Annotated in this window: 5 protein-coding genes; all 5 read right to left on the reverse strand. The window is 72.5% G+C overall.

Annotation, left to right across the window (positions count from 1 at the left end; translation table 11 throughout):
• Position 1: 1 nt before the first annotated feature.
• The 5 genes from POL72_RS52425 to POL72_RS49270 all read right to left on the reverse strand — a co-directional run bounded on the left by POL72_RS52425 (position 2) and on the right by POL72_RS49270 (position 13,129).
• Positions 2–6,637 (reverse strand): non-ribosomal peptide synthetase, encoded by a 6,636-nt coding sequence (locus POL72_RS52425; protein WP_272104280.1) that lies wholly within the window; start codon positions 6,635–6,637, stop codon positions 2–4.
• 572 nt (positions 6,638–7,209) lie between these two features.
• Complete coding sequence (locus POL72_RS49255; RefSeq protein ID WP_272104281.1) at positions 7,210–7,860, reverse strand: LolA family protein; 651 nt, start codon at positions 7,858–7,860, stop codon at positions 7,210–7,212.
• 40 nt (positions 7,861–7,900) lie between these two features.
• Complete coding sequence (locus tag POL72_RS49260; protein WP_272104283.1) at positions 7,901–10,426, reverse strand: cytochrome c peroxidase; 2,526 nt, start codon at positions 10,424–10,426, stop codon at positions 7,901–7,903.
• Positions 10,427–10,836: 410 nt separating this feature from the next.
• A complete protein-coding gene (locus tag POL72_RS49265; protein ID WP_272104284.1) occupies positions 10,837–12,300 on the reverse strand; it encodes a C45 family autoproteolytic acyltransferase/hydrolase in 1,464 nt (487 codons plus the stop codon).
• 1 nt (position 12,301) lies between these two features.
• Positions 12,302–13,129, reverse strand: a complete 828-nt coding sequence (locus POL72_RS49270) for a glycosyltransferase family 2 protein (protein WP_272104286.1) — start codon at positions 13,127–13,129, stop codon at positions 12,302–12,304.
• Between the last annotated feature and the right edge of the window lie 10 nt (positions 13,130–13,139).

Raw genomic sequence — 13,139 nt, forward strand, 5'->3', positions numbered from 1 at the left:
TTCAATCCTCCGGCTTGCCCTGGCGCGAGGCTTGCTCCGACGCGGACGGCGCGAGCCCGCGCCGCTCCAGGCCGCGCTCGCGCTGCCGCCGGGCGCGCGCGGTGATGGCGTCGAACCGGGCGCCCTCCGCCGCGCCCGGCGCGGCCCCGGGCGCCGCCGCATCCTCGCCTTTCGCCGAGGAGGGCGCGTTCACCCCGAGCGTCCTCAGGTACGCCGCCTGCTGGGACACCGTCGGATGCTCGAACAGGTGCACAAGGGGAACATCGCGGCTGAAGCGCTCGCGGAGGCTGCGCGCCATGCTGACGAGCAGGAGCGAATCGCCCCCGAGGTCGAAGAAGTTGTCGTCGTGACCGACGCGCGGGCGTCTCAGCACCTCGGCCCAGATGCTGGCAATGGCGCTCTCCAGCCCGTCGCTCGCCGCCGCGGAGGGCCTCGCCCAGGCTCGCTCTGCGGGCGGCGGCGCGTCCTCCGGGGCTGACCGCTGCGCGCCCTCCGGGGCTGACCGCTGCGCGCCCTCCGCCGGGCCAGGGAGCCTGTCGACGACGACCACCCTGACGGGCTCCTCCGTCCAGCGCTCTGCGACGTACGACGAGAGCGCTCGCGCGAGCCCATCGCGCGGCCGCTCCGGCCTCGCCAGGGCGGCGCCCTGCGGCGGCGCGGCGCGCGTCGCGGCGTCGACCATGGCCGCCAGCGCCGCCGACTCGCGGGCCAGCGCCTCGAGGGTGGTGTCCGCGTCCGAGATGGCCCCCCCGACGAGGCCGTGGAGGTATTCGTGGCGCGGGCCGACCTGGAAGAGGTGGGCGACCTGCGCGAAATCGAACCCGCCCGTCTGACAGAGGCCGATCTGGTGATCCGGCGCCGTCGACTCGAGCAGATGGGCGATGACGCCGGCCTCCATGAGGCACAGATCCCGCGCCCGGCTGCCGTACACCGGCTCGATGGCGCCTAGATCCGCCACGAGGTACACGCTGAACGCCGAGCTGTCGAACGCCTGCCCGTTGGGGCCCCCGTGGACCGAGCGGTCGATGTCCGCGCCGGGCTGGATCGCGACCAGCTGCTCGCGCTCCGGGTGGAAGTAGTACGTGCCTCCGGGGACCCGCTCGATCCGATCCGGCTTCACATACAGGTACACGTGCACCGGATACAGGTTGCCCGCCGAGGCGTAGAGCTGCTTGGCGAGCGGATAACCCGGCAGCCTCACCGGAGACAGCTGCCTCAGGAAGCGCGCCAGACGTTCGAAGGCGATGGGCTCGCTCCGGAACTGGCGATAGCTGCGCCGCCGCGCGAACGCCGAGAGATCCTCGTCCGTGCGCGCGCGCGCGATCAGGGGGATGGCGGCCCCGGAGAGATCATCGCGCTGCGCCGGCTTGCTCAGCTTGAACTTCAGCCTCGCGATCGGATCCTGCAGCAAGGGTACCTCCGGGTCCGCCGCGCCCTCTCGGGCCGTCACGTACGCGACCAGCCCGGCGCGCTCGTCCGCGGCGCGCTCCACCCTCGCTGCCGCGACGCTCGGGTGCTCGCGGAGCAGCGCCTCGACCCCGGGCGCGAGCCCCGGATCAGCCGCATTGTCCCGCGGAGGCGCGATGACCTGCTCTTCCACGCCGGACTCGCGCGCTGGATCCGGAAGGGCGCTGCGATCGACCTTGCCGTTGCTGGTGAGGGGGAGGCGGTGCACCTCCACGAAGGCGCTCGGCACCATGTAGTCCGGGAGCTTCGAGGCGATGAACGCCCGCAGCGCGGGCGCCTCGAGCGCCTTGCCCGGGGCCGGAACGACATGGGCGATGAGCCGCTTTCCACCGCTCGCCGTGCTCCCCACCGAGACAGCGGCGCTCGCCACGTCGGGGTGCTGCAGCAGCGCGGCCTCGATCTCCTCGAGCTCGATCCTGTGCCCTTGAATCTTCACCTGGAAGTCTTCGCGTCCCAGGAATTCGATGTTCCCGTCCGGCAGACAGCGTCCCAGGTCGCCGGTCCAGTACAGCCGCTCTCCGGTCTCCGGGTGTGTCACGAAGCGCTCGCGCGTCCTCTCCTCGTCCCGCCAGTAGCCGCGCGCGAGGCCCATGCCGCCGATGTAGAGGCGCCCGGGCACCCCGTCGGGACACGGCTCCATCGCCCCGTCGAGCACGTGGAACCGCTGGTTCGCGAGCGGCTTGCCGTAAGGGATGCTCTTCCAGCTCGGATCCACGCGGGTGATCGGATAGGCGATCGACCAGATCGACGCCTCCGTCGCCCCGCCGAGGCTCAGCACCGACGCGCCCGGGAACGCCTCGCGGATGCGATCGGGCAGGGTCACCGGGATCCAGTCCCCGCTGAGGAGCACGGCGCGCAGGGGCGCGGGGGCGCCCGGGCGCTCCGCCCGGTGCTCCACGAGCATCTGCATGAGCGCCGGGACGGTGTTCCACAGCGTCACGCCGTGCCGGGACATCAGCTCCTCCCAGTGGCCGGGATCGCGCAGCCGGCCCGGCTCGGGCAGCACCACCGCGCCCCCCGCCGCCCACAGGCCGAAGAGGTCGTAGACCGACAGATCGAAGGCGAGCGCCGAGAGCGACAGGACACGATCGGACGCGTTCACGCCGAGGCGCGCGTTCACGTCCGCGAGGGTGTTCACGGCGCCGCGGTGATCGATCGCCACGCCCTTCGGCCTCCCCGTCGAGCCCGAGGTGAAGATGACGTAGGCCAGATCGTCGGGTTGCTGAGCGGCCTCGATGGGCGACTCGTCCTCTGACAGCCCGCCCGGCGCGTCCAGGGGCACGACGATCGTCCCCGCGGGCCACCGGGCCGGCTCCGCGAACCGCGCCTGGGTAAGGACGATCTGCACCTCGCCCTGCGCCAGGATCCCCCAGAGCCGCTCTCGGGGCCACGCCGGATCCACAGGCAGGTAGGCAGCCCCGGACTTGAGGACGCCGAGCGCCCCCAGCGCCTGCGCGATGCCCTTCTCGCAGGCGACGGCGACGAGGGTGTTGGGACGCGCGCCGCGGCCCCGCAAGGCGCGGCCGAGGGCGTTGCTCTGCCGGTCGAGCTCCCCGTAGGTGATGCTCCCCTCGGGCGCGATCACCGCGGGCGACCCGCCGCGGGCCGCCGCGCTCCGGAGGAACGCCGCGTGGAGCAGCTCCTCCGGCGCGGGCCGCTGCGTCCGGTTCATCCGGGCGCGCGCCTCCTGCTGCGCGACCGGGAGCGCGACCCTCGCCCGCTGGAGCGCCTCGTCGCCGCGCGCCAGCCGGGTGAGCAGATCGAGATAGGACTCGAGCATCGCTCCGACCATCCCCTCGGGGAAGAGCCCCTCGACGACATCCCAGGAGAACGCGAGCTCCCCCTGGTCCTCGGTCACCTGATGATCGAGCCACACCTGCGGTGTCTGGGTGACCATGAAGACCTCCTTGCCGAGCCAGGAGAACAGCGACTGCGGCTCGGCCCCTCCCTGGCCCAGCAGGCTCGTGAACACCACGGGGACGCTCGGCGCGTGCGCCTGGCGGAGCGCCGGGATCGCCCCCGCGCGCCGGTGCTCGATTGCCCTCCAGATCTGGTCCTGGGTGGCGCGCGCCAGCTCGGAGACCGCTTTGCGCCCGCCCACGTCGAAGCCCACGAGCACCACCGTGGTGAAGTCGCCGACGATCGCCGCGACGTCCTCGTGCAGCCGCGGGCGCTCGAACGACGTCAGCGTGAGCGAGAACTCCGGGCGGGCGCTCCACTTCCCGAGCACCTGGGCGAACGCCGCGAGGACGACGGCCGAAGGCGTGAGGCGGCTCGCCTTCGCCCGGCCCTTCAGCGACTCCCACGCGGCCCGATCGAGGCGCCCCCTGTGCCGCACGAACCGGGGCGGCGTGACGTCTCGAGGCTTCCCGGCGAGCGGCAGGTCGGGCGCCGGGGGGAGGCTCGCCACGCGCTCGCGCCAGAACGCGAGCGAGCGCTCGTGATCCGCTGTCTGTCGATGGCGCTCCGCATCGACGATGCAGTCCCGGAAGGTCACGCCGAGCGGCGGCAGCTCGAGCTCGGGCTGCTCGTAGAAGCGCTCCAGATCGCGCGAGACGATCCCGCAGCTCCAGGCGTCGAGCGCGAGGAGATCCAGGTTGATGTGCACGCGGCGCCGGCCGTCTGGAAGGAGCGACACGCCGGCGTCGAACAGGGGCCATTCCGTGGGCGCGAACACGCGGTGGGACAGCCGATGACGGATGTCCTCGAGCGCCCGGCCGGCGTCGGCCGGCGTCATCGCGCGGAGGTCCCAGATCTTCGGCTCGAAGCGGGGCACCGTCCGCTGCACCCGCTGGAGCCCGTCTCCGGTGAACACGGCCCTGAGCATCCCGTGCCGTGCGATGACCCGATTCCACGCTCGCTCGAAGCGCTCGAGATCCAGCCCATCACACTCCCGCTCGAGGTAGCCGTGACAGCCGACGCCCCCGAGGTCGAAGGCGCTCTCCCGCCCGACCAGATACGCCCGCTGCACGTCGGTCTGGGGAAAGGGCGCGCCCGGGTCGTCGTCGCCTGGGCTGACGACGGGGGCCTCTCCCTCGCGGCCGCCGGGCGAGAGCGGCCCCGCGAGCAGGCGCGACAGCTCGGTCAACGTCATTCCCTCGATCAAGCTCGCCGGCGAGACCTGCCTTCCGCTGAGCCCCGCGATGCGCTCCGCCAGCTGGATCGCCTTGACCGACTCGAGCCCGATCTCGACGAGCGGCACGTCCCAGCGCAGCTGTGCGCTGTCCACCTGAAGGAGGTCTCCCACGAGCGCCCCGAGGCGCGCGGTACAGCTCGATCCGCCGGGCTGCGCGCCTCCCGTCGCGGAGGCCCCGTCCTGGGCCGCGGCCGCGCCATCGCGCGCGTTCGCGCCGTGGAACACGCCGAGGGGCCCGAGCTCGCCGCGCAGAAAGGCCGCCTTGCACGCCCTCCGCTGCACTTTCCCGCTCGTGGTCTTGGGGAGGCGGCGCGGGGGGAGGAGCACGACCGCGTGCACCGGGAGCCCGAACTGCTGCGCCACGGCGCGCCGAGCGGCGCGCGCGAGCGCCTCGAGATCGAGCCCGCGCTGCCCGCGCTTGATCTCCTGGCAGACGACGATCGCCTCCGGCTCCTCGACAGGGAGGCTCAGCCCGTCCTCGAGGCCCACGGAGAAGGCCGCTCCAGCGTCGGGCGCAAAGGCCTCGTGGGCGGAGCACACAGCGAGCTCGAGGTCCTGCGGATAGTAATTGCGTCCCCGGACGATGATGACGTCCTTGAGCCGCCCTGTGATGAACAGCTCTCCCTCCTGCAAGAACCCGAGATCGCCGGTCCGCAGGAAGCGCAGGTCGCCCGCCCCGCGCAGCCGCGCGCCGAACGAGGCGCTGGTCGCCTCCGGGTTCTTCCAGTAGCCGCTCACCACCGCGCTGCCCTCGACCCACACCTCGCCCACCTGCAGATCCGGCGCGGGCTCTCCGCTGGCTGGATCGACGATCGCGACGCGCGTGCCGGGCAGGGGTCGGCCGCAGCTCACGATCTCCTGTGCGCCGGGCTCCGCGGCGGCGCAGGCGCGCGCCCGCCCCTGTTGCAGCTCCGTGGAGCTCACCCGGACGACGCGCGGCGGGCGCCTCGGCGAGACGCTGACCCCCAGCGTCGCCTCGGCCAGGCCGTAGGAGGGCCGCAGCGCGTCGGGCCGGAATCCGCTCGGCGCGAAGGCCTCGAGGAAGCGCGTGAGCGTCCCCGCGCGGACGGGCTCGGCCCCGTTGATCACCGTCTTCCATGCGGACAGATCGAGCCGTGCGCGCTGCTCCGCGGTCGAGCTCGTCACGCAGAGATCGAAGGCGAAGTTCGGAGCCGCGCTGTGGTGGCCGCGGTGGCGCGACAGCGCCTCGAGCCAGCGCATGGGCCGGAAGATGAACGACGCCGGAGGCATGCTGATGCACCTGCCGCCCACGAAGAGCGGCAGCATGATCCCGTGGATCAGCCCCAGATCGTGGAAGTGGGGCAGCCAGCTGACGAAGGTGTCGCCGCGCTCGATCCCGAACCCCTCGGCGAGCATGCGGCAGTTCTGCAGGACGTTGCGATGGCTGACCATCACGCCCTTGGGGCTGGAGGTCGAGCCGGAGGTATATTGCAGATAAGCGACGTCATCTATCGTGCCGCGGGCGGCGCGCGCGTCCTCGACGCCACGCGCGCCGCCCGCGCGTGCGGCGTCGGCGCCCGAGGAGCACTCCTCCAGCGTGTGAACGGCGAGCCCGGAGCGCGACGTCGACCCGCTCCGCTCCCGCGGCGCCGCTCCCGCGGCGAGCGCGCACGCAGGGGCACAGTCGGCCGTGATGGCGTCGAACCGAGACTCCGTCCGATTCGGCCGCGGGAGCGAGGTCGGGACAGCCACCATGTCCGCCAGCAGGCAGCCGAAGAACGCCTCGATGAACTCGAGCCCAGGGGCGAACAGGAGGAGGACGCGGCTCTTCGGCGGATAGCGCGCGCGGAGGAAGGCGGCGATCGCCTGAGCGCGGGCGTGGAGCGCGGCGAACGAGAGCGCCGCCGTCTCCTCCTCGCCTTCGTGGAGATGGACGTACGCGGGCGCGTCGCCGAGCTCTTCCGCGCGGCGAGCGAGCAGCTCAGGCAGTGACGTCAGGGCGCTCCGAGATCCAGACAGGTCGTCCTGTGCGGCGCCGGGCGCATGCCCAGAAAAAGTCATGCCAAGTGTCACGAACGGTTCCTTTCGATTCAAGCACGCAAGACCACCTGCGCGCACCCAGGCGCTTCACCCATCGAATCGATGCATGCGGCCCGCAGCACATCCAATGCTATGCGGGAGATGCAGTGTGCGCCAACGGTCGAGGTGATTCACCGGGCTCGGCGCTCGCTTCGCTGCGAGCCCGAGAGGATCGTGGGTTACGGGGAACGCTCGAGCAACGGGCGCAGGTCATGACACGAAGGAGAGGGCTTGTCTAGCCCACCCATCGACGGAGCATGACATCACCTGACGATGCGGAAGAGGCCTGTGGCGCGGTGATGTGCTAGGCGCGCTCACCGCATGATCGCCTCGCAGGGGAGCAATCGTTAAATAGTGTTATTTATTGTTGAGAACGACGCCGACCGACGAACCCGGTCGCATGACGAGATCACTCGCTCGATCTGTCGCAAACTGTCGAATGGCCCGCGCGCGGCGCACAGCCGCCCTCGGGCCGAGCGGCGATGGCCTCTCGAAGCGCTGCTCCTGGTCGGACGGCGCGCGCGTCCTCGACGCCACGCGCGCCGCCCGCGCGCCCGCGCGCCCGCTCAGCCCTGCTTCGGCGCCTTCATCCGCGCCGGATCCACGCTCACGTCGCGCGCGACCTTGCCGAACGCGATGACGCTCCGGTCGCCGTTTCGCTCCTCGATGACCACGCGCCGCACCGACCACAGCTCCGGCCCCGAGGTCATCTCGAGGCTGCGCACGTGCTTCGCGACCTCCTCGGCCCGCGGCCGCGCCGCCAGCGTGATCCCGTCCGCGCGGCTCGGGATCGACAGATCGTAGCGCGCCCGCAGCTTCCCGAGGTCGCCGCCGAGCAGCACCAAGAGGTCCGACAGCACCGCCCCGAAGCGCCCCGCCGCGCCCCGCCCCGCGCCCGTCGCGCCCTTCGGCGTCGCGAAGCCGAACCCCTCGGGCGTGATCCAGTAGGTGATCGCGTCCGGCGGCTTCAGCTCCCACCGGAGCCGGTCGGGCAGCACCAGCGTCATCTCGCCGTCGCTCTTCACCGCCGTCGCCAGCAGGCCGATGCTCCGCTCCTGCGTGAACGGCGCGACCAGCGTCTTCACCGACGCGCGCGCCCGCGTGATCTCGGCGAGCGCGTCGCCCACCTCGTCCGCGCGCGCGCGGCGCGCGTGGCTGCCGAGCGACAGCGCCCCGCCGCACGCCGCGAGCCCCTTCAGGAAAGATCGTCGCTGCATCCTCGTCTCGTCCTCCTCATGTCAGACGAGCGGGCCGCGCTCAATCCGCAATGGGCTTCGGCGTGTTGGGCCCGCTCTCCGGCAGGTCCGGCTTCGCGATGTACTCCTTCGGGAGCTCGCCCGTCAGGCTCTTCAGCCACACCACGATCTGCTCGACCTGGGTATGGGACAGGTCCTTGCCGAGCTGGTGCTTCCCCATGAGCCGCACCGCCTCCTGCAGCGACGAGACGGACCCGTCGTGGAAGTACGGCGCCGTCATGGCCACGTTGCGGAGCGTCGGCACCCGGAAGACCATGAAATCGGCCTGCTTCTTCGTGATCTCGAAGACGCCGCGGTCCATCGTGTCCGGCCACGACCGCACGAGGCCGAGCTTCTGGAACATCGTCGCCCCGACGTGCGGGCCGAAATGGCACGTCACGCAGCCGACCTCGACGAACGTGTTGAACCCTTCCTTCTCCGCGTTGGTCAGGGCCTCGGGCTCCCCCTCCAGGAACAGGTCCCACCGCCCGCGCGTGATCAGCTTGCGCTCGAACGCGCCGATCGCCTTCGCGGTGTTGTTCGCGTTGACGGGCCACGGATCGTTCGGAAACGCCCTGCCGAACGCCTTCACGTACTCCGGGATGGAGCGCAGCGTCGCCTCCAGCCGCACCGGCGTCATCGCCATCTCGCTCGGGTTCATCATCGGCCCGTTGGCCTGGGCCTCGACGTTGTCGAAGCGCCCGTCCCACATGAGCGAGAAGAACCCCGCGGAGTTGTACACGCTCGGCGTGTTGCGGCGGCCGCTCTGGTGGGCGTGCCCGATCGACACCTTCGCCCCGTCCGCGCCGTAGCGGTCGAGCGGGTGGCACGAGTTGCACGCGAGGTCGTGGTTCTTCGAGAGCCGCGTGTCGTAGTAGAGCATCCGGCCGAGGTTGATCTTCTCGTCCGTGAGCGGGTTGCTCGAGGACGTGATGACCGCGGGCAGCGGGTTGAAGCTCCCGAGCCGCTCCGGATCGATCTGCACGGCCGGCTCGGCCGGGGCCGCGGACGCCCCCGGCGCCGCGGTGGCCGCGGCCGGGGCGGCGGCCGCCGGCGCGGGCTGCGTCCCGCCGGTCGCCGGGGCGGACGCCGCCGCCGTCGTCTTCTGCACGAGCCAGGCGCCGACGAGGGCGCCCGTCGCCGCGACCAGCGCCGCCGCCGCCACGAGCGGGGCCGCCCTGCTGCGGGGCCGCACGTGGGCGGTCGGCTGGTCGCCCGCCACGATGATCGTCTTCTGGAAGGGCACGGAGGTGCCCGAGACCGTCCTCGAGGGCGGGCCGTCCGGGAGCCCGCGGATCAGGAGGCCGTGCGGGGTCGTGTGGTGGCCGCTCTGGGTCGTGTGGTGGCCGCTCTGGGTCGCGTGGTGCTGCCCGCTCTGGCCGAGGTGCCCGCTGTGCGTGACGTGCTCGGGCCAGCTGCGGGGCGTCCCCACGGGCGTGGGCGGGCGCCGCGTCGAGATCTCGCCGGGGTCCGGCCAGCTGCGGGACGTGCCCGCGGGCGTCGGCGTGCGCCGCGAGAGCTCCGCGCTGTTCTGCCAGCTGCGGGGCGTCCCCACGGGCGTGGGCGGGCGCCGCGTCGGGGCGTCGGGGTTCGGCGGCCCCTGCGAGGGCGGCGGGGCGTCGGCCTGCAGCGAGTCGGGCAGGGGCCGCAGCATGCTCTCGTAGATCGAGATGCCGTGCGGCAGGAGCATCCGGCACTCGTCGAGCATCTCCGCCGCGCTCTGGAAGCGCAGGTTCCTGTCGATCTGGAGCGCGCGCGCGACGATCTCGGAGACCTCGTACGGCACCCAGGGCGCCAGGCTCTGGATGGGCGGCGCCGGGGTCGAACAGATCGCGACGATGAGCTCGCCGAGCCCCCGCGAGTTCCTGTAGGGGGTGCGCCCGGCGAGCATCTTGAAGAGGACGATGCCGAGCGACCAGACGTCGGTCCGGCCGTCGACGTCCCGCATGTTGCGCGCCTGCTCGGGCGACATGTAGATGGGCGAGCCGATCAGGTTGCTCGTGGCCGTGAGCTCCTGGTGGTGCTCGAACGAGTCGTCGGCCTGGATCTTGGCGACGCCGAAGTCGAGCAGCTTGACCGAGTACTCGCCCCCGTCGCGCCGCGCCAGGAACAGGTTGGCCGGCTTGATGTCGCGGTGGAGGACGCGCGCGTCGTGCGCCTTGATGAGGCCCATGCACGCCTGGGCCACGATGCAGAGCGCGAGCTCGGGCGGCAGGGGGCCGAGCCGCCGGAGCATCTGGTCGACGTCCTCGCCGTTGAGCAGCTCCATCACGAGGAAGGGCAGGCCGGTCGCGCGGTCCCTGCCGCTATCGAGCACGCTCGCGATGTGCTCGCTGTCGATCGCGCCGGCCGCCCTGGCCTCGCGCTCGAAGCGGGCCATCACCGCCTCGTCCTGCGCGAGCTTGCTCGTGATCACCTTGACGGCGACGCGGCGGCCCGTGCCCAGGTGCCGAGCCTCGTAGACCGCCCCCATCCCGCCTTCCCCGAGCAGCCCGAGGATGAGGTACCGTTGATCGAGGGTCGTGTTGATCAGGTTGATGTCCGTCATGGTCTGGTCGACCCGGTCGCCGCTCCGATGCCGCGACCTTGGCGCCCCGAATCGCATTGTCGGACGGAAGGTCGCGCTAGGCAATCTTGCGGTAAGGCCACGCCGGACGAGAGGTGTCCCACCTCCGGTGTACGGGCGTGTGAAGAGATGGCACCCCGAAACCACGCCGAAATAATTGCGATTTCGCGTCGGGTGTGTCGCCGCTGCGCTGCGGGGAGGGCCCTCGTCGGCGCGGCGGCGCGGCGCTTTCGTGCTCGCCGCGGGATGAGGCGCATCCCGGGCGCGCGGCTGTCGCGCTCGCTCGCCACACACACACCACGCTTGCCACGCTCACCACCACGGCGTCACGGCATGGAGACGGCGCCGCCGCGCTTGCGCGAGGGACGGAGCGGTTATTTAGTTGCGTCTGTTTATTTAAGGATTGTCGTTGCCGCGCTCACCGCCTTCGTGGGGGGAGCCGGCGCGCTCCCAGGCGGCGTAGTCGCCGCTCGTGAGCAGCGGATCTTCGGGCATGGCGTCGGGCTCGGCCGTGTCGAGCGCCGGGTCGAACGCCGGATCGAGCAGCCGGGTGAGGTCGAAGCGGAGGAAGCGGCCGGCGAGGTGGGGGCCTTCGCTGACCCAGAGGACGCGCGCCGTGGCGTCCATGACGACCGCGTGGGTGGCGATGAGCGCGTCGATCGCGCGCCGGTCGCCGAGCGGCAGCGGCGCGCCGCCGCGCCCGCGCCTGTCGCGCAGGACGTCGATCGCCGCCTCGACCGTCGCGCCCTCGGGCAGCGCCGCGAGCCGCTCGTCGAGGCGGCGCGCCGCGGGCGGGTCGAGGTCTCGGCCAGGACGCGGAGGTTGCGCGGATCGCCGGCGAGCGGCCCCTCGAAGTGGTTGGTGAGCGGCACCTTGCCGCGGCCCCGGCGCGCGTGCAGCGGCGCGCCGGGCGCCCGCTCGGCGATCGCCGCCTCGCCGCCCGCGTCGACGAGCATCACGAGGTGCGAGACCATCGGCGCGCGCGCCTCGAGGATCGCGAGCGCCTCGTCGACATTGCGCGCGCGGCCGAGCACCTCGCGCATCGTGTGGACGACCGGCTCTCCTGCCGCCCGCGGCTCGCCGGCCCGCCCGCCGTGGACGACGAGCGCGAGGCCCGCGGCGTTCATCCCCGTCACCGCGCCGATCAGGCCGGGCCAGGACACCGAGGCGTACGGGATCTTCCCCTGCTCGTGGACGAGGAACACCGCCTTGCCCTCGTCGAAGACGGGCCCGGCCTCGAAGTCGAAGTTGCGGGCGAGCACCGCGTGTCCGTCCGCCGACGCCGTCCCGGTGAGCGCGAAGCTCGTGCAGCCGATGAGCGGCGAGTGCTCGAACGACAGCGCGATGTCGTAGAGCGATTGGAGGAAGACGAAGCGGTGGTACGTGGGGAGGACGCCGTCGAACGGGTCGGGCGAGAAGGCGCGGGCCTGCGCGGCGATCTCGCGCCGCACGCCCTCGGTCATGCCCTGGTCCACGTCGCGGAACTCGAGGCGCGACAGGTCCATGATGAGCCACCGGAGCGGGGCGACGGGCACGTAGTGGTGGAACTGCTCGTAGAGGGTCCCCTCGTTCTGGGCCATCTCCGGGTAGAAGAGCCGCCCGTGCTGGTGCCCGATCTCCTCCGGAGATCCGGAGAGGCGCGCCTCGAGGATCCGGCCGCGGCGGCGCACGTAGGCCGGGCCGAGCACGCGCAGCCCTCCGGGCCCCGCCTCGGGCTCGCCGGCGGCCGCGCGGATCGGAGGCGGCTCGATCCGCGTCGCGGCGGCGATGCCGAGGTGCGCGAGGGCCGGCGCGGCGAGGAGCGCGGCGGCCGCGAGGAGCTTGCGGCGGTGGCGTGCGAGGCGCGACGGCCGCAAATCAGGGAGGCGCCGTCGCCGGCTGCCGCGGGTGGGGGTCGAGCTCCGTGGCGAGCGCGCTCGCCGTGGCCGGGCGGACCGGGTCGTCCGCGGACAGCGTCGGCGCGGCCGGCACGTGGCGGAGCCCGCGCGTGAGCGCGAGCGTCGCCACCACCCGGCGGATGATCCGCGCCGGATCGCGCACGCTGTCGAAGTGGGTGAGCCGCTCGCCCTCGGGCGGGTAGATGACCCGGATCGGCACCTCGACGAGGCGGACGCCGGCGGCCACCGCGCGCAGGAGGATCTCCGCCTCGAAGGCGTACCCCTCGTCGCGGGCGCCGAGCGACAGTGTCTTCCGGAGCGGGTAGCGGCGCAGGCCGCACTGGGTGTCGGCGAAGGGGCGGCCGGCGAAGAGGGAGAGGAAGAAGTTCGAGATCCGGTTCGAGATCTGGTTCGCGCGCGGCGCGCCTGCGCCCACGAGATCCCGGATGCCGAGCACCAGCGCTTCCGGGTCGGCGTCGGCCTCGATGAGGCGCCGCGCCTCCTCCGGCGGGTGCTGTCCGTCCGCGTCGATGGTGACCGCGACGTCGAAGCCTGAGGCGAGGGCGAACTCCATCCCTGTGCGCAGGGCGGCGCCCTTGCCCTGGTTCTCCGGGTGGCTCAGCACCGTGGCGCCGGCCGCGCGCGCCCGCTCGGCCGTCCTGTCGGTCGATCCGTCGTCCACCACGATGACGGTGCCGGCCAGGCCGTGGACCCGGAGCGCCTCCCGTGTGACGTCCCCCACGTTGCGCTCGGCCTGGTAGGCGGGAATGATGGCGCAGATCCGCATGAGACAGAGCGCGATTACCATGGTGTGCCCT

Source organism: Sorangium aterium (genome assembly GCF_028368935.1).
In the GTDB taxonomy this organism is placed as follows: Bacteria; Myxococcota_A; Polyangia; order Polyangiales; family Polyangiaceae; genus Sorangium; species Sorangium atrum.